A 16991-nucleotide genomic window follows, 5' to 3' on the forward strand; every position below is an offset into this window, starting at 1 on the left:
CTCTTCTCTAACCGGTGTTCCGCATGCCCGCAGCGATGCCGTTGAGCGCCAGGAGGAGCGGCCGGTCGCACTCCGCGTCCCCGTCCCGCTTGCGCTTGAGCAGCTCCACCTGGAGGAAGGACATGGGGTCCACGTAGGGGTTGCGCAGCGCGATGCTCCGCTGCAGCTGCGGGTTGTTGTCCAACAGCTTCGCCTCGCCCGTGAGCGACTTCACCGCGCGGCGCGTGCGTGAGTGCTCCTGCTGGATGCGCAGCCACAGGGGCCGCGTGGACGCGGGCGCCAGCTTCGCGTACCGCGCCGCGATGGCCATGTCCGTCTTGGCCAGCACCATGGTCACGTTGTCGATGACCGTGCGGAAGAAGGGCCATTCCTTGTACATGCGCTGCAGGAGCGCCGCGCCCTCCGGCGTGGCCGCGTACTCCTCCAGCGCGCTGCCCACGCCGTACCAGGCCGGGAGGATGGCGCGCGTCTGCGTCCACGCGAAGCTCCAGGGGATGGCGCGCAGCGTGTCCAGCCCGCCCGCCTTGCGCTTGCTGGGGCGCGAGCCGATGGGCAGCGCGGAAATCTCATCCACCGGCGTGCCCTTCATGAAGAACTCCACGAAGCCCGGGTCATCCCAGACGAGCCCGCGGTACGCCTTGCGGCCGGACTCCGCCAGCGCGTCGAAGGCGGCGCGGAAGGCGGACTCGTCCTCCGGGGACGGGCGCGGCTGCGCGTCCAGCGTGTGCAGCAGCACGCCGCCCACCACCAGCTCCAGCGTGCGCTGGGTGAGCTCCGGGCGCGCGTACTTGTGGTCCATCGCCTCGCCCTGTTCGGTGGCCTTGTAGGCGCCGGCCACCGTGCCCGGCGGCAGCGCGAGGATGGCCGTCTGGGCGGGGCCGCCGCCGCGCGCCACCGTCTCCCCTCGGCCGTGGAACAGGCGCAGGGGCACGTCGTTCTCGTCCGCCACCTGCGTGAGCGCCACCTGGGCGCGGTACAGCGCGGCGCTCGCGGCGAGCAGGCCCACCTCCTTGCCGGAGTCGCTGTAGCCCACCATCACCTCCTGCACCCCACGGCCCTTCAGGTGCTGGCGGTACTCCGGATGCGCGAAGAGCTGGCGCAGCACGTCCGGGCCGCCGTCCAGCGCGCCCAGCTGCTCGAAGAGGGGCGCCACGTCCACGGTGGCGCACTGGAGCTTCGGGTCCCAGAGCCCCGCGTGCTTCAGGCACTGGAAGGCCGCCAGCACGTCGTCCGCGGTGGAGGCCATGGAGAGGATGAGCGTGCGGCAGACGGACTCGCCGCCCTCGTCCTGGCCCTCGCGCAGCTTCGCCAGCACCTCCAGCAGCCGCTTGCCGCCTTCGGTGGGGGCCGGTCCGCCGTTGAAGGACGCCGCCGCGCTCACCGCGTCCTCCGCGGGGGCCCGCACCTCCAGTTCGCCCAGGCCCAGGCCCAGCGCGCGGACTCGCTCGGACATGCGGCGCACCTCGCGCAGGCCCGCGTGCTCCGCGCGCGCCGCGAAGAGCGACCGCTCCAGCACCGCCAGGTCATCCCCCAGCGCCTCCGGCGAACGGTAGGCCCCGGCCTGCAAGGTGGACTCCCGCCCCTCCCGCCGCGCCAGCACGTGCTCCAGCGCCAGCGACAGCCGCTCCTCCATGAAGCGCAGCTTGCGGCGCCACGGCTCGCCCAGCGTGCGAGGGCCCTGCTGCTTCGCCACGTCCGGCAGCGCCTTCGCGTCCTCTTCCAGCGAGCGCTCCAGCTCCTGCGTGGGGCGCGCGTGCCGCTCCGACTGCGACAGCATCCCGCCCAGCCGCTCCACGTCGCGCAAGAGCAGCCGCAGTCCTCGGGCGCGGTGCGCGCGCAGCGTGTCCGCGAACACCTCCGGCGTCACCAGCGGGTTGCCGTCCATGTCGCCGCCCACCCACGAGTGCACGCGCACGGGCGTGTCCAGCGCACCGAGTGGCTCGCCGTAGGCGCGCTCGAAGGCCCAGTCCAGCGCCTCCGGCAGCCGGGCCACCGGCTCCGCCAGCATCTCCTCCACGTACCAGTGGACGTTCTTCACCTCGTCGCCCACGGTGGGGCGCTCGCGGCGCAGCTCGTCCGTCTGCCACAGCGCAGTGATCTCCTCGCGCATGGCGGTGAGGTTCGCGGCGGACTCGCGCGGGGTGAGCGTGCACCGGTCGCGCTCCTCCAACAGCTGCGCCAGCCGGTAGAGCTTCTCCAGCAGCGTGCGGCGCACCGCCTGGGTCGGGTGCGCGGTGAACGTCAGCGTCACCTTCAACGTCCCCAGCGTTTCACGCACCTTGTCGGCGCTGACGCCCGCGGCCTTCAGCGCCAGCAGCGTCGACTCCAGCGACCCCTTCTGGGGCCGGGTGGAGGTGGGGCTCGCGTGGGCCCGCGCGCGGCGGATGCGGTGGTGCTGCTCAGCAAGGTTGACCAGCTGGAAGTAGACGGAGAAGGCGCGCAGCACCGGCTCCACCTGTTCCGACGGCAGCCGCCGCAACACCGCCGCCAGCTCCGCCGCCGCGGCGCGTCGTCCGGCCACCGGGCCCCGCCGCCGCTGGATGGCCAGGTGGCGGACCTCCTCCTCCTTGTCGAACAGGGCCTGCCCCTCCTGTTCCACCAACACCTCACCCAACAACCGGCCCAAGAGCCGGACATCCCGCCGCAGCGGGGGATCCACGGGACGTGAACGCGCCATAACGGACCGGAACCGTAGTCCTTTGGCCCCCCACCGCCCCTACCCATTCTCGAATTTTCGACCGCCAGCCGACGGATGACCCGCTCCGTCCTTGCAGGAAAAATTCAACCTCCCGGTCTTCCCAAGGGGTCGTGGCTTCCACTAGAAAGTGGGCACTCCCGGACCCCGCCGGGATGTCTGACCTGACCCAAAGGAGTGGCAATGCGGAAAAACCCATCTTGGCTGGCCCTGGGCCTGCTGACGCTCGCGGCGCCGTCGGCGTACGCGGAGCGCGCGTGGTACGAGAAGCCGCAACCCGACGTCGCCGCGCCGTCCACCAAGCTGCGCCAGGCGGTTGTCCAGGACATCACGGACGACCTGCCCCACCGTCTGGGTGAGCAGCAGAAGGAGCTCAAGGCGCAGGCGCTGCAGCAGCGCCTGGAGGGTCGTGGTCAGCCGGGCCGCGTGCAGAAGCTGGCCAACGGCAAGTTCGTGGAGCTGGAGCTGCAGCGCACGGACCGCATCTTCGTCATCCTGGTGGAGTACGGCACGCAGATCCACCCGGTGTTCGGCAACCCCGCCACCAACCCGGGCGGCAACATCCCCGGCCCGCTGCACAACGCGATTCCGGGCCCGGACCGCGCGGTGGACAACACCACCATCTGGCAGCCGGACTACAACCGCGAGCACTTCGAAAAGCTCTACTTCGACACCGCTCCGGGCGCGGACTCGGTGGCGAACTTCTACAAGGCCGCGTCGTCCGGCCGCTACACCGTGTCCGGCACGGTGTCCGAGTGGGTGAAGGTGCCGTACAACGCCGCCCGCTACGGCAACAACCTGTGCGGCAGCTCCAGCTGCTCCAACTCCATCTGGCCGCTCGTCAGCGACGCCATCAAGGCGTGGACCAACGCCCAGCTGGCCGCTGGCAAGACGCCCGCGGAGATCAAGGCGTACCTGGACACGTTCGACACGTGGGACCGGTACGACTACGACGGCGACGGCAACTTCGACGAGCCGGACGGCTACATCGACCACTTCCAGATCGTCCACGCCGGCATGGGTGAGGAAGTCGGCGGCGGCGCGCAGGGCCCCAACGCCGTGTGGAGCCACCGCTGGTTCGCGTACAGCAACGGCACGAGCGCGGATGGCATCGGCCCCGCGTACAACCAGAACGGCGGCACGCGCTTCGGGACGGGCATCGACAAGTGGGTGGGCGACTACACCATCCAGCCGGAGAACGGCGGTCTGGGTGTGTTCGCGCACGAGTACGGCCACGACCTGGGCCTGCCGGACCACTACGACACGACGAACGCGGCGGACAACGGGACGGGCTTCTGGACCATCATGTCGTCCGGCTCGTACCTGAACGACGGCACCAAGGACATTGGCAGCCGTCCGGGTGACTTCTTCGCCTGGGACAAGCTGCAGCTGGGCTGGCTGGACTACGCCACCACGGACGCGGGCCTGTACTCGTACCACAAGCTGGGCCCCGCGGAGTTCACCTCGGCGAACGCGAAGCAGGCGCTCGTGGTGAAGCTGCCCGGCAAGCCCGTGGTGCAGCCCACCACCGCCCCGTACGACGGTCAGGGCATGTGGCAGGGCGGCCAGGGCAACAACCTGGACCGCGTGCTCGAGAAGACGGTGAAGCTGCCGAACAAGAAGCCCATCACCTTCTCCTTCCAGACCTGGTTCGACATCGAGGAGGACTGGGACTACGCCTACGTCGCCCTCTCCGTGGACGGTGGCCCGTTCACCAACCTGGCCAGCCCCGTGAGCCGCACCACGAACCCGTGGGGCAACAACCTGGGCAACGGCATCACCGGCACGTCCGGTGGTTGGATTCCCCTGGAGTTCGACCTGTCCGCCTACGCGGGCAAGACCGTCACCCTGAAGCTCCGCTACAAGACGGACGGGGCGGAGTTCAACAAGGGCTTCCTGGTGGACGCCGTGCAGCTGTGGGCGAAGAACACCTACGTCTTTGGCGACGACGGCGAGTGGGGCCACAAGTGGTGGGACAAGTCGACGTTCTTCGTGACGGACGGCACCAACACCCTCTACGACAACTACTACCTGGCCGAGTGGCGCCAGTTCCGCGGCTACGACGAGGGTCTGGCCACGGGTCCGTACAACTTCGGCTTCAGCTCGGATGGCCTGGTGGATTGGGCGGAGCGCTACTCGTACAACCCCGGCCTGCTGATCACCTACTGGGACACGTCGCAGTCGAACAACAACGTGTCTCAGCACCCGGGTTCGGGCCGCATCCTGCCCATCGACTCGCGCCCGCAGCCCCTGCAGCGCAGCGACGGCCGCTACTGGTCCGGCCGCGTGCAGACGCACGACGCGACGTTCGGCCTGGAGCCCAGCTTCCCGCTGTCGCTCAAGCCCAACGGCTTCCCGCGCAGCGAGTACGCCTCGCAGCCCGCGGTGCCGGTGTTCAACGACACGAACGAGTTCTGGTACGCCACGCAGCCGTACGGCGGCGTGAAGGTCCCGAAGACGGGCACCATCATCGAGGTGCTGTCGACGAACCCGGCCCAGACCGTGATGCAGGTCCAGGTGCGCCCGGTCGAGTAGTCCTCTGACCGTCGTCACCGCTGAGCAGTGAAGGAGGGCCGGTCCCGCGTCGATGCGGGGCCGGCCTTTCGCTTTTCGGGTTGAAGGAATCCGGACACCCGGCGCGCGGCCACGGATGACGGTCGCGCGGGGGGCGCTACGGTGCCCGCATGGCCGAGTGCCCCGTGGGTGGTCCCGCCTCCCCTTCCCCTCCTCCCGAGCCGCCCTCCGAGGTCGCGCGAACCGTGGCGCTGGAGTCCGCGGATCCGCTCTCCGTGCTCAACCAGGCGTTCCGCGACGCGTACGCCGCGCGCCGTGAGGCCGTGCTGTCCCGCATGGGGCCCGTCATCGCGCAGATCGACGACGTGCTCATCCTGCGCATGCGCGGCCAGCGCTTCGAGGCGCCCGCGCGCACGCGCCACTACCACGAGTTCAAGGCCGTCACCCACGTGCCCCTCGCGCTCCACGTCCTGCTCGCCAGCAAGGACGCGCTCGATGAAGAGACGCGCACGCGGCTCACCACGATGCGGCGGCTCATCACCGCCTCGCGCATGAGCCTGGACGGCCGGGGACTTCCGGCCGAAGCCCTGGCGCGGCAGCACCGTCTGCTCGATGCGTCGCTCTCGCTCGTGGACGACGTGCTGGCCGCGAACCGCGTGACGGAGGCGGAGCTCTCCGCGTTCATCCACGCCCGGGTGCCGGACCTCCTGAAGAACGCCGAGGACGCGGCGAAGGATCAGCTCGACACCATGCATGCCTCGGTCGAGGCGTGGAAACGACAGATGACCGCCGAGGAGCGCGGTCAGCTGCGCGCCGTGGTGGCCGCTTCGCACATGTCGCGGCCCGGCAACGTCGCCGCGCAGTACTTCTCCATCACGCTGGGCGACACGTGGGAGGGGCGCTTCCACGAAGAGGATCAACAGCCCGGCAAGCGCGTGCTCACCTCGGAGGCGACGTTCGACGAGCCCGCGGCGTTCGCGCTGCTCGCCACGCACGTGCTGGACGCGAACACGTCACGCGGCATCTTCGGCGAGGAGACGCGCATGGCCAGGGATCTGCTCGCGGACGCGGCCGAGCGCATCCTCGCGGGCATGTTCCAGACATCTCCCCAATCGCCCGGCACGGGCGCGCCGTAGCGGCTCAGGAGCGCGTGAGCGGAAGCTCCACCATGAACGTCGCGCCCTCGCCCAGGCGGCTGTCCAGGGACACGCGCCCGCCCTCGGCCTCCACGATGGTGCGGGTGAGGTAGAGCCCCAATCCCAGCCCGCCATAGTGGCGCTCGGACACCGCGCGGCAGTAGCGCTCGAAGAGGCGGGGCCGCTGCTCCGGCGAGATGCCGATGCCCCCGTCGCGCACCGTGAGCCGCGCCACGGGCCCATCCGCCACGAGCCGCACGGACACCGGTGTACCGGGGCCGTACTTGAGGGCGTTGTCCAGCAGGTGATCCAACACCTGCGCCAGCCGCACCCGGTCGAAGCAGCCGCGCACCGACTCCGGGGCTTCCACCTGGAACTCGCAGTGCTCCAGGACGAACCTGGGCGCGAACGTCGCGGCCACCTCGCGCACCACCTCCGCGACGTCCACCTCCTCGCGCTGCAGGCGGAAGGTGCCGGCGCTGATGCGCGACACGTCCAGCAGGTCGTTCATCAGCTCCGTGAGCCGGCGGACCTGGCGGTGCCCCGTCTCCACGTGGGCTTCGATGACCGGCACGAGCGGCGAGTCCGGATGCGACTTCACCGCGCGCGACAGCGCCTGGAGCTTCAGGCTCAGCGGCGTCAGCGGCGTCTTCAGCTCGTGGCTCGCGACAGAGAGGAACTCGTCGCGCAGGCGGATGGCCTCGCGTGCGCCCTGGAGCAGCCGCGCGTTGTCCACCGCGAGCCCGGCCAGGTTCGCCAGCTCCTGGGCGAACCGCAGGTCCTCGTCGCCATACCGGCGGCTGGAGGTGGTGACCAGGAAGGACAGCGCGCCCAGGATGTGGCCCCGGGCCATGATTGGCACGGTGAGCAGCGAACGGATGCCCACCCGCCGCATCGTCTCCAGGTGATCCGCGTCCTGCGCCACGGACTGCATCACCGCGTCCGTGACCTCCGGCACCAGGGTGGACCGGCCAGTCGCCAGCGCCACCGCGGGAGGATAGACGGGCCGCTCCCGAGGCACCGGCGTCAGCCGCTGCACGGTGGCCGCGAGCGGCGCCAGGGAGGGATCCGCCGCCACCACCTGGACGCGCTCGAAGTGGCCGTCCGAATGCAGCACATCCACGATGCACCAGTCCGCGAGCGCCGCTACCGACAGGTTCGCCAGCGACGCCAGCGACTCCTGCGTGGCGGAGGCATCCAGCGACGACGCGAACAACTCGCTGGCCCGCGTGAGGAACGCGGCGCGCTCCTCACCCAGGACCTGCGCCTGGATGTCGATGCAGGTGCCCACCCATTCGTGCACGGAGCCATCCGGCCCCAGCACGGGAGTGCCCCGCGCGAGCATCCACACGTACGCCCCATCCACGCGGCGCAGCCGGTAGCGAGCAGCAAAGGGCTGCGTTCCCGCCCTGGCCCGCTCCCACGCCGTCAGGGCCCCCGCCCGGTCATCCGGGTGCAGGGCGAGGAGCCACCCCTGGTTGCGCATCTGCTCCGCCGTCTGGCCGGTGAAGGCCGTCCACGACGGGGAGATGGGCGCCAGCGCATCCCTGGCGGGGTTCGTCGACCAGGTGACCTGCGCCGCGGTCTCCAGCAGCCGGCGGAGCCGCTCGGTCTCCTGGCGCAGTTGGGCCAGCTCCTCGCGCAGGGCGGCCTCGGCGCCGACGGGAGGCGTGGAGACGCTGCTCGGGTCCAGCAGGGGAGACGTCATCGCGGTGCCTCAGTACACGTTGTACTTGGCGCGAAGCGCTTCGTGCTCCTGCGCGTTGCGCGACGGGTGCAGGACCTTCTGCGCGTCATGCAGGTAGTACCAGAAGTCGCTCTTCACCGGCCGCAGCGCGGCGACCAGCGAGTCCACCGTGGGCGCGCCAATGGGGCCCGGCGGCAGGCCCGCGCGGGTGCGCGAGTTCCACGGATCCGAGTTGTCCCGCAGCCGCTTGAGGAATGCCTTGCGGTCGTTCCACTCCGCCAGCTCGTAGCGGCTGGTGGCGTCCACGCCCAGCGGGAAGCCCTTGTCCACGCGCTTCCAGAGGATGCCCGCGACGAGCGCGCGCTGGGAGGGCACCGGCTCCTCGCGCTCCAGCATGGAGGCCATCACGACGATGTCGTGCAGCGACCGGCCGCTCTTGCCAATCTCCTCCTTGTGCTCGTCGTAGAAGCGGGCGCGGAAGGTGTCGATCTGCCGCTGGATGAACGCCTCCACCTTGAAGTTGTCCGCGATGATCCCGTACGTCTCCGGGTAGAGGTAGCCCTCCAGGCTGCGCACGGGCAGCGGGAACGGCGCGGCGAAGCTGCTCGTGCGGCTGGCCGCGGCGATGTACTCGCCCGGCTTGATGAGGCCCTGGGCGGCGAGCACCTGGTCGGTGTCGCGCAGGCGCCAGCCTTCGATCATCGCGAAGGGCACGTCCTCCGGCAGCGGCTGTCCTTCCAGGGCGTTGGCCAGCTCCGCCACGGAGGCGGTGGGGCTGAGCATGAAGCGGCCCGCCTTCACGTTGAGGCTGCCCCGGCGCCACAGGTGGAAGCGCCACACGGTGGGGTTCTCCAGGAAGCCCTGGGCCTGGAGCTGCTGGCCCAGCGAGCGCGCGGACGCGCCCTTCTTCACCACGAACTCCTTGGGAGCCGGATCCGCGGCTGCGTGCGGCGCGGTGGTGGCGTTCTGGAAGTGCATGAACACGCCGCCTGCACCCGCGACCGCCAGGACGATGAGCACGAGGAGCGCGACCAGGATCTTCTTCATGGGGCGGCAACCTATCAAAGGCCCTGACGCTTCCAACGAGAACCACCGTGCGCCCTGCCGGGCAGGCGGACGCAAGCGCCCCCTTCTCAACACCCAGCGATGAAGACGCCCCTCCCCCCGCGCCTCGTCTAGGATGACGCCCTTGTTCGTCGACCCCCGCCGGCTCGAAACCTTCCGCGTCGTCGCCTCGACGGGGCAGATCTCCGCAGCCTCCCGCCTGATCCACCTGTCACAGCCCGCCGTCACCGCGCAGGTCCGGCAACTGGAGGCGGACTGCGGCCAACCGCTCCTCGTACGCACGGCACGCGGGGTGCGGCTGAACGCGGCGGGGCGTGTGCTCTTCGACTACGCCCAGCGCATCCATGGCCTGCTGGACGAGGCGGCGCTCGCCATCGCGGCCGAGGAGACCCTCACCGGAGAGCTGGCGCTGGCGGCGAGCACCACCGTCGCCAATGCCATCGTGCCCGGTCTGCTGGCGTCCTTCCTGCGCACGCACCGTGAGCTCCAGGTTCGTCTGGAAGTGGGCAATACGCGCGAGGTGCTGACGTGGCTGTCGGAGGGCCGGGTGCCGCTCGGGCTGGTGGAGGGCCACGCGCGGGCGCCCGGCATCCGGCTGGAGCGCTACCTGGATGACGAGCTGGTGCCGGTGGTCTCGGCACAGGGGCCGGCGGAGTGGTCGCGGATCCGCACCATGGAGGCGCTGCGGGAGGTACCGCTGCTGTGGCGCGAGCAGGGCTCCGGCACACGCGCCGTGCTGGACCGAGCCCTGCGCAAGGCGGGCGTGCGCAAGGGGCCCCGACGCGGAGACCTCCAGTTGGGCAGCACCGAGGCGATCAAACGGGCCGTGTCCCTGGGCCTGGGCGTGGCGCTGTTGTCCCGCTGGAGCATCGACGGTGAGCTGTCCCTGGGCCGCTTCCAGGTGTTGCCCGTGCCAGGGCTGCGCATCCCGCGAGCGTTCTCCTGGGCCCTGCCCGTGGATGATCCGTCCGGAGCCGCGGGCCGCTTCCTGCGCCATGCCCGCGCCACGCCCCCAGTGCTGTTGCCCTGAGCCCGCAGCTCATGCAGCCCAGCCCAGCCGCAGCGCGCCCAGGCAAAGGCCCGCCATGAGCAGCCACAGCGCCACCGCCTGCGCGAGCGGACGAAGGCCCACCGCTCGCAGCGTCTCGCGCGTCAGCCCCGCTCCCAACAGGAACAGCGTCACGACGAGCAGCTGCCGGGCCACGGCCGCCACGCCCTGCCCCACCGGCGCGAGCCCGGGGAACACCGTCACGACCGCCGCCGCGCCGAGGAACCCGGCGATGAACCACGGCCGACGCACCCGGCCCGTCACCTCGTGGCCTTCGCGCCGGCGCCACGCGGCCAGGCCCACCGTCAGCGGGAGGATCCACAGGGCGCGCGCCAGCTTCACGGGCGTGGCCACCGCCAGGGCCTCGGGGCCGTAGCGCAGCGCCGCGCCCACCACGGAGCTGGTGTCGTGGATGGCCATCGCGCACCACAGGCCGAACTGGTGCGGCGTCAGCCCCACCGCGTGGCCCACGACGGGGAAGACGAACAGCGCCACGGCGTTGAGCAGGAACACCGTGCCCAGGGCCACGGACGTCTCATGCTCCTGGGGCCGCAGCACCGGCACCACCGCCGCGATGGCGCTCCCGCCGCAGATGGCGGTACCCACGCTGATGAGCAGCCCCGTCACGCGAGGAACACCGAGCAGCCGGGCGAGCCCCACGCCCAGCGTCAGGCACACCGCGATGCCCACCACCGTGTAGCCCAGCCCCTCACGCCCCGCCGCGAGCACCGTGCGCAGGTCCATGCCCGCGCCCAGCCCCACCACCGCCAGGGACAACAGCCGGGGCGTCAGGGCCCGCGTCGTCCCGGCGAAGGGATTGCCCACGGTCAGCGCCACGCACAGCCCCGCGAGCAGGGCCACGCCGGTGGAGACGGAAGGCAGCAGGCAGAGCGCCGCGCACAGCGGCACCAGGACATGTCCGGCCATCCAGGTCCGGGGATGGACAACGGGAAGCGGTGGAGGCGTTTCCATGCGCCAGGACATGCGCCGAGCGGCCTCCGGACACCAGATGTCAGAAACGATAAGGCATCAGTTTTCTGGATGGCTCGCGGAGATGAGCAGGGACAGCTCGTTGGGCGTGAGGATTTCGCATCCGTCGCGGGTGACGAGCACGGTGTGCTCGAACTGGGCGGACAGGCTGCCGTCCGCGGTCACGACGGTCCACCCGTCCGGCATCATCCGGATGTCCGGCCGCCCCAGGTTCACCATGGGCTCGATGGTGATGACCATCCCCGAGCGCAGCGTGATGCCCGTGCCCGCCTTGCCCACGTGCGGCACGTGCGGCTCCCCATGCATCTGCCTGCCGATGCCGTGGCCCCCGAACTCCTCCACGATGCTGCACCCCTCCGCATTCGCCAGCGCCATCACCGCCGCGCCAATGTCCCCCAACCGCGCGCCGTGCCGCACCACCGACACGCCCGCGTCCCGGCAGCGCCGAGCCACGTCCACGACGTGCTTCGCGTCCGCGGAGACCTCGCCAATCATGAACGTGGCGGACGTGTCGCCATGGAAGCCGTCCAGGTGCGTCGTCACGTCCACGTTGACGATGTCGCCGGGCTTCAGCACTTCATCCGTGCGCGGGATGCCATGGCACACCACGTGGTTGCGGCTGGTGCACACCGTGGCCGGGAAGCCCTTGTAGCCCAGCTGACTGGGCGTCCCACCCCGCCGCGCCGTGTCCTCGCGTACCCACGCGTCGATGTCCGCCGTCGTCACGCCCGGCTGGAGCCGGGACGCCACGTGCGCCAACGTGCCCGCCGCCGCACGGCCCGCGAGCCGCAACCGCTCCACTTCACTGCCCTTGAAGAGAGGAATTCCCATGCCGGGCAAGGTGGCACCCGCCCGTCCGGAGCGTCCAATGCTGTTCCGGCATGACGCGGCCTGCGTGCACGGCGCGCGCGACTCGCGCTAACGTCCCGCGCGTGAGCATCACGCACCTCCAGTCCTTCGTCGCGGTGGCGGAAGAGGGCCACGTGGGCCGGGCCGCGCTCCGGCTGCACATCACCCAGCCGCCGCTCAGCCGTCACATCCTCGCCCTGGAGGATGAGCTGGGCACGCCCCTCTTCGAGCGCGTCCCCAAAGGCATGCGCCTGCTGCCCACCGGAGAGGCCCTGCTCCACCACGCGCGCCGCATCCTCGCGGAGGTGGAGGTCGCCACCCTCACCGTGCGCGAGGCGGCCGGAGGCGCTGGAGCCTCCAAGCCGCCCCACACCTGACGGTCAAGACCAGGCGGTCATGCCGCCAATGCGGCGCAGCATCAGGATGGGGCCGTCGTCCATGCGGCGGCCGCGCAGATCAACCTCACAGTCGATGACCCAGTCCCCATGGCCCTCCGGGTCCATGATGCGCTGCTGGGCCTCCCACTGGCGCGTGCCCGCTTCCTTGAGCTGCGTGTTCGCCGGCTTGCGCGCCTGGGGCGTGAGCACCACCAGCTTGTGCTCCTCGAAGTACGGCGCCATGGCCAGCTCCAGCTTCGGCGCGGTCCACTCGCCCAGCGCGTTGTCCAGCATGCCCAGCGCGTCCAGGTAGCGGCGCTGGCCCAGCGCGCGCAACAAACGGTGCAGCTCTTCGCGCACGCGCGCGGCGAAGGCCTTGGGGTCCTCCGTGAGCTCCTTGGGCTTGAGGTCCACCACCGGCTTCACTTCGACGGGGGCCTCCGGGTTGCGCATCCGCTCCCACTCGTCCAGGAGGCTGGAGTCCACCTGACGCAGCGTCGCGCGGAGGTGGTCGAGGAAGTCGTCCAGGTCCTCGTTGCGGAACTTCTCCGGCACCGTCTGCACCAGCGACTTGTAGACGTCACCCACGTAACGCAGCAGCACGCCCTCGCTGCGCTGCAGGCCGTACTCGCGCACGTAGTCGTGGAAGGACATGAAGCGCTCGAACATGTCCCGGACAATGGACTTGGGCCGGATGTTCTCCTCGCCCACCCACGGGTGCTTCTTCGCGAAGGCGTTGAAGGTGCCGTAGACGAACTCGCGGTTCGGCTTGGGCCACTCCAGCTTCTCCAGCTCCTCCATGCGGTCGTCGTACTCCACGCCCCGCGCCTTCATCTCCTGGATCTTCTCCCCCTTCAGCTGGTGCAGCTGTGCGTACAGCACCACGTCCGGGTTCTCCAGGATGGACTCCACCAGCGTGACGACGTCCAGCGCGTACGTGTCCAGCGCGGGGTCCAACAGCTCCAGCGTCTCATGCAGGTACAGGGACAGCGTGTGGTTGAGGCTGAAGTCGCGCTGCAGGTCCTCCGACACCTCCACCGTCGCCGAGTGCTTCTCCCACTGCACCACCTTCACGATGCCCGCGTCGCGCAGCGTGCGGAAGTACATCGCCGCGTCCTTCAGCAGCTTCTTCTTCGTGTAGTCGGAGCTGTGCGAGCGCATCACCAACTGCACCAGCCGCTTGTAGCCGCCGCTGCCCTCCGTCTTGTCGCTCTGCAGCAGGTTGAGCAACAGGCCGTGGCTCACGTCGAAGCGCGACTCCAGCGGCTCCGGCATCCCGTTCTGGAGCCGCTCGAAGGTGCTCTTGTCGAACTGCACGAACCCCTTCTGCGGCGGCTTCGCCTTGGGCGACTTCTTCTTGCCCGCGGCCTCCTTCGCCGCCTGGCGGATGTTCTCGACCATGTACTCCGGGGCCTGCGCCACCACGCTGCCCTCGGTGTCGAAGCCCTTGCGGCCCGCGCGGCCGGAGATCTGCTTGAAGTCGCGCACGCTCAGCGTCGTCAGCTTCTCGCCGTTGAACTTGAACAACTGCGTGAAGAGCACCGTGCGGATGGGGATGTTCACGCCCACGCCCAGCGTGTCCGTGCCGCTGATGACCTTGAGCAGGCCCTGCTGCGCCAGCTTCTCCACCAGCAGGCGGTACTTGGGCAGCAGGCCCGCGTGGTGCATGCCGATGCCGTGGCGCAGGAAGCGCTGGAAGTCCTTGCCGTAGGGCGTGTCGAAGGGGGCGTCCAGCAGCGCCTGGCGGATCTCCTCCTTCTCTTCCTTGGTGTTGAAGTCCACGGACATCAAATTCTGAGCCTGCTCGGCGGCGGCCCGCTGCGTGAAGTTCACCAGGTACACGGGGTACTTCCCGCGCGCGATGAGGTCCTGGATGGTCTCGTGCAGCGGCACCTCGCGGTAGTCGAAGTCCAGCGGCACGGGGCGCTCGGAGCTGCGCACCGTGGCCACCTCGCGGCCGGTGAGCTTCTCCAGGCTCTGCTCGATGACGTGCGTGTCGCCCAGCGTGGCGGACATCAGCAGGAACTGCGTCTTGGGCAGCGCCAGCAGCGGGATCTGCCAGGCCACCCCGCGCTCCTTGTCGGAGTAGTAGTGGAACTCGTCCATCACCACCGCGTCCACGCGCGCGGAGGCGTCACGCAGCGCGAGGTTCGAAAGAATCTCCGCCGTGCAGCAGAGGATGGGCGCCTCGCGGTTGATGGACGCGTCGCCCGTCAGCATGCCCACGTTCTCCGGGCCGAAGGCCTTGGAGAGCGCGAAGAACTTCTCGTTCACCAGCGCCTTGATGGGGCACGTGTAGAACGACACCTTGCCCTCGGCCATGGCCTTGAAGTGGAGCGCCATGGCCACCAGCGACTTGCCGGAGCCCGTGGGCGTCTTGAGGAACAGGTGCTTGTCGCTCAAGAGCTCCAGGATGGCCTCCTCCTGGGCGGAGTACAGGCTCAGGCCGTTCGTGGCCACGTAGCCCACGAAGCGGTTGAGGATCTCGTCGGCATCGAGAGGGGGCTCGCCAGGCTTCGGCAGCAAGGCGGCGAGCGGGGCGCGGGTGTCGGCGGAGGCACTCATCGGGCCCGACTCTAGGAGGTGCCGCCCCATCCCCGTGAAAAATCGCGCGTTCCCGGGCCGACACTCGCACCCGGAGAGGCCCCCTGCCTGCCCGGCCTGTGCACCCGGGCACAGTGGCAACGGCTGAGACGCGCATGGCCATCAACGGAGGGCCTCCCCATCCTGCCTCCGCGACATTCACGGGGGTTGGACATGCGGACAGCGAAATTCTGGATGGGGACACTGCTGGCGGGCGCGCTGGCGCTGGGCTACGGCTGCGGGAGCGAGGCGAACAAGAATCCCACGCCGCAGGACGTGCCACAGCAACAGGTCCCGGACGCGGGCATCGACGCGGGCGTGCTCCTGACGCTCACCGACGCGCAGATCGCCCGCGTCCTACAGGTGGCCAACGACAGCCTGGTGATGCTGGCCCAGTACGCCGCGCCGCTCTCCACCGACCCGGCCGTGATCGCCTTCAACAACCAGCTGGTGACGGATCAAACCGCCGCGAGACAACGGCTGGACGCGCTGCTCACGGCCCAGGGCATCACACCCGAGGACTCCGCGCTGAGCCTCCAATTGCAGACGGAGGCCCAGCAGATCATGCAGACCCTCGCCGGTCCGAACGCACCGGCCGCGGGCCCCGCGCTCGACCTGGCGCTGACCAGCGCGCAGCTCGCCCTGCACACGCAAATCGGCTTCCTCAACGACAGCCTGCTGTCGCCCCAGATCACCAACCCGGCCCTGACGCAGGAGGCGCTCACCGAGCGGCAGAGCGTGCAGCAGAACATCAACGCCGCCGTGGTCACCCAGTCGAACCTGGTGCTCCCGCCCGTCACGCCGTAGGCGGAGCGCTTTCCGTCGCTGGATAAAAATACAGCTCGGGCTCTCAGGTTCTGAGAGCCCGAGCGCGTTCACACGACCCGTGGGGGAGGATTCGACCCAGGTGCTTTCCAATCGTGTCGGACCGGTCTAGTAGGAATTTGGACCGCCGATGCAAAAGCCCACCGAACCGACCTCCGCGCAGAGCGAGCCGTTGACCACGGGACGGGTCCTGCGCTCCACGTATGAGATTGGCACCGTGCTGGGCAAGGGCGGCATGGGCGCGGTGTTCCTCGCGCGCCACCTGCGCCTGCCGGGCAAGCAGGTCGCCATCAAGGTGCTGCACGGCGCGGAGGAGGTGTCGGAAGAGGTGGCGCTGCGCTTCCGGCGCGAGGCGGAGATCGCCTCCCGGCTGGGGCACCCGAACATCGTGGAGGTGCTGGACTTCGACACCCTGGAGGACGGCACGCCCTTCATGGTGATGGAGTACCTGCGCGGTGAAGGCCTGTCGCGCCGGCTTCGCAAGCAGAAGAAGCTGCCGCTGGAGGAGGTCATCTCCATCACGCGGCAGATGGGCGCGGCGTTGCAGGCGGCGCACCGCGCGGGCGTGGTGCACCGCGACCTGAAGCCGGGCAACGTGTTCCTCGTGCCCACGGAAGCGGGCGGCGTCGTGGGCGAGCGCGTGAAGCTGCTCGACTTCGGCATCTCCAAGCTCGTGGACTCGCGCACGCTGATGACGCTGGACTCCGTGCTGATGGGGACGCCGCAGTACATGGCCCCTGAGCAGGCCATGGGCCACAACAGCAACGTGGACGCGCGCACGGACCTCTTCGCGTTCGGCTGCATCGTCTACGAGATGATCGCCGGCCGGCCGCCCTACTCCGGCGACAACGTCGCGGAGCTCATCTACCAGATCGTCCACCTGGAGCCCCCGCCGCTGCTGACGCTGGCGCCCGAGACGCCGCCGCACGTGGTGACGGCCATCTCCCGCGCGATGGCGAAGAAGCCAGACGACCGCTACCCGGACGTGGGCTCGTTCATCCTGGACCTGACGGGCAGCCCGCTCCAGACGCTCGGGGAGGTGAAGCCGGAGCAGCGCTCGCGGCCCGCCAATCCCACGGCCCCGCCGTCGGTGCCGCGTCCGCCGGACCGCGAGGAGCACATCCCCACGGTGGGCATGCGCCCCCACGCCGGCCACGACACGTCATCCCCCGCCCCTTCCGCGGGACCTCGGACGGAGTCCCTGGCCGCCCAGCCGCTGGCC

Annotated in this window: 12 protein-coding genes; 6 read left to right on the top strand and 6 right to left on the bottom strand. The window is 70.0% G+C overall.

Going from position 1 to position 16991, the window contains the following annotated elements:
• Window positions 1–7 precede the first annotated feature (7 nt).
• Window positions 8–2677 (bottom strand): phosphoenolpyruvate carboxylase, encoded by a 2670-nt coding sequence (locus D7X99_RS03110; protein ID WP_121776407.1) that lies wholly within the window; start codon window positions 2675–2677, stop codon window positions 8–10.
• 201 nt (window positions 2678–2878) lie between these two features.
• On the opposite strand from D7X99_RS03110, the gene D7X99_RS03115 reads away from it, so the two are divergent.
• Both D7X99_RS03115 and D7X99_RS03120 read left to right on the top strand, forming a co-directional pair.
• Window positions 2879–5230: an immune inhibitor A domain-containing protein gene (locus tag D7X99_RS03115; protein ID WP_121776408.1), complete on the top strand. Its 2352-nt coding sequence runs from the start codon at window positions 2879–2881 to the stop codon at window positions 5228–5230.
• Between the two features lie 164 nt (window positions 5231–5394).
• Window positions 5395–6345, top strand: coding sequence for a hypothetical protein (locus D7X99_RS03120; RefSeq protein WP_233613063.1), 951 nt, complete (start codon window positions 5395–5397; stop codon window positions 6343–6345).
• Window positions 6346–6349: 4 nt separating this feature from the next.
• Here D7X99_RS03120 and D7X99_RS03125 read toward each other — a convergent pair whose 3' ends face one another.
• Complete coding sequence (locus tag D7X99_RS03125) at window positions 6350–8053, bottom strand: ATP-binding protein (protein ID WP_121776409.1); 1704 nt, start codon at window positions 8051–8053, stop codon at window positions 6350–6352.
• Window positions 8054–8062: 9 nt separating this feature from the next.
• Window positions 8063–9079: an endolytic transglycosylase MltG gene (gene mltG / locus D7X99_RS03130; protein WP_121776410.1), complete on the bottom strand. Its 1017-nt coding sequence runs from the start codon at window positions 9077–9079 to the stop codon at window positions 8063–8065.
• Between the two features lie 133 nt (window positions 9080–9212).
• Here mltG and D7X99_RS03135 point away from each other — a divergent pair, with 133 nt between their 5' ends.
• Window positions 9213–10127 (top strand): LysR family transcriptional regulator, encoded by a 915-nt coding sequence (locus D7X99_RS03135; RefSeq protein ID WP_121776411.1) that lies wholly within the window; start codon window positions 9213–9215, stop codon window positions 10125–10127.
• 9 nt (window positions 10128–10136) lie between these two features.
• On the opposite strand, the gene D7X99_RS03140 is transcribed toward D7X99_RS03135, so the two are convergent.
• Window positions 10137–11072, bottom strand: a complete 936-nt coding sequence (locus D7X99_RS03140; RefSeq protein WP_169827531.1) for a YeiH family protein — start codon at window positions 11070–11072, stop codon at window positions 10137–10139.
• Window positions 11073–11174: 102 nt separating this feature from the next.
• Window positions 11175–11966 (bottom strand): type I methionyl aminopeptidase, encoded by a 792-nt coding sequence (gene map, locus D7X99_RS03145; RefSeq protein ID WP_121754097.1) that lies wholly within the window; start codon window positions 11964–11966, stop codon window positions 11175–11177.
• A gap of 101 nt (window positions 11967–12067) precedes the next feature.
• Between map and D7X99_RS03150 the strand changes: the two genes are divergently transcribed.
• The gene (locus D7X99_RS03150) at window positions 12068–12361 is read left to right on the top strand and encodes a LysR family transcriptional regulator (protein WP_121776412.1); all 294 of its coding nucleotides are present in this window, start codon (window positions 12068–12070) and stop codon (window positions 12359–12361) included.
• Window positions 12362–12364: 3 nt separating this feature from the next.
• Here the strand turns inward: D7X99_RS03150 and D7X99_RS03155 are convergent, their stop codons facing one another.
• The gene (locus D7X99_RS03155; RefSeq protein WP_121776413.1) at window positions 12365–14926 is read right to left on the bottom strand and encodes an RNA helicase; all 2562 of its coding nucleotides are present in this window, start codon (window positions 14924–14926) and stop codon (window positions 12365–12367) included.
• Window positions 14927–15118: 192 nt separating this feature from the next.
• Here D7X99_RS03155 and D7X99_RS03160 point away from each other — a divergent pair, with 192 nt between their 5' ends.
• The gene (locus tag D7X99_RS03160) at window positions 15119–15751 is read left to right on the top strand and encodes a DUF4142 domain-containing protein (protein ID WP_121776414.1); all 633 of its coding nucleotides are present in this window, start codon (window positions 15119–15121) and stop codon (window positions 15749–15751) included.
• Window positions 15752–15899: 148 nt separating this feature from the next.
• Window positions 15900–16991: serine/threonine-protein kinase (locus D7X99_RS03165; protein WP_147476012.1), on the top strand; the 1092-nt coding region annotated here is incomplete at its 3' end.

This window comes from Corallococcus sp. AB032C (genome assembly GCF_003668935.1).
Classification (GTDB): domain Bacteria; phylum Myxococcota; class Myxococcia; order Myxococcales; family Myxococcaceae; genus Corallococcus; species Corallococcus exiguus.

What these genes read in the sequence shown, in the direction of transcription:
- D7X99_RS03110 (WP_121776407.1), bottom strand. Translation starts at nt 2,677, where the DNA reads ATGGCGCGTTCACGTCCCGTGGATCCCCCGCTGCGGCGGGATGTCCGG.
- D7X99_RS03115 (WP_121776408.1), top strand. Translation starts at nt 2,879, where the DNA reads ATGCGGAAAAACCCATCTTGGCTGGCCCTGGGCCTGCTGACGCTCGCG.
- D7X99_RS03125 (WP_121776409.1), bottom strand. Translation starts at nt 8,053, where the DNA reads ATGACGTCTCCCCTGCTGGACCCGAGCAGCGTCTCCACGCCTCCCGTC.
- mltG (WP_121776410.1), bottom strand. Translation starts at nt 9,079, where the DNA reads ATGAAGAAGATCCTGGTCGCGCTCCTCGTGCTCATCGTCCTGGCGGTC.
- D7X99_RS03135 (WP_121776411.1), top strand. Translation starts at nt 9,213, where the DNA reads ATGACGCCCTTGTTCGTCGACCCCCGCCGGCTCGAAACCTTCCGCGTC.
- D7X99_RS03140 (WP_169827531.1), bottom strand. Translation starts at nt 11,072, where the DNA reads ATGGCCGGACATGTCCTGGTGCCGCTGTGCGCGGCGCTCTGCCTGCTG.
- map (WP_121754097.1), bottom strand. Translation starts at nt 11,966, where the DNA reads ATGGGAATTCCTCTCTTCAAGGGCAGTGAAGTGGAGCGGTTGCGGCTC.
- D7X99_RS03155 (WP_121776413.1), bottom strand. Translation starts at nt 14,926, where the DNA reads ATGAGTGCCTCCGCCGACACCCGCGCCCCGCTCGCCGCCTTGCTGCCG.
- D7X99_RS03160 (WP_121776414.1), top strand. Translation starts at nt 15,119, where the DNA reads ATGCGGACAGCGAAATTCTGGATGGGGACACTGCTGGCGGGCGCGCTG.